The sequence below is a fragment of the Gordonia sp. GN26 genome (assembly GCF_054823965.1).
Genome location: NZ_JSYC01000102.1, coordinates 1 through 304, shown reverse-complemented (window position 1 = coordinate 304; position 304 = coordinate 1). Strand labels below are relative to the sequence as shown.

Below are 304 nucleotides of genomic sequence, written 5' to 3'. Positions count from 1 at the left end.
TGATTCGTACGACAATGCGATGGCCGAGGCGTTCAACTCGTTGTTCAAGGCCGAGTGTATCCGTAACCCAGTCATGCGCCCTCGCGGTGGCTGGGGCGGTGTCGGCGAGGTCGAGATCGCCGTCGCCGAGTACATCGACTGGTTCAATCACCGCCGCCTGCACGGCGAGATCGGGCACGTTCCGCCCGTCGAGTACGAGACCACCTACTGGTCGACCCACACAGTCACCAGCTACCGTGAGAACCCGGTCTCGGCAGTCGCTGGAACCAAGTAACCGAGCCCCCAGCAAACCCGGGGCGATTCA

At 62.8% G+C, this 304-nt stretch carries 1 protein-coding gene; it reads left to right on the top strand.

Translation table 11 applies throughout. The features are described from left to right. On the top strand, window positions 1-274 hold a 274-nt coding region (locus OK17_RS18265), incomplete at its 5' end, for an integrase core domain-containing protein (protein ID WP_461418302.1). Between the last annotated feature and the right edge of the window lie 30 nt (window positions 275-304).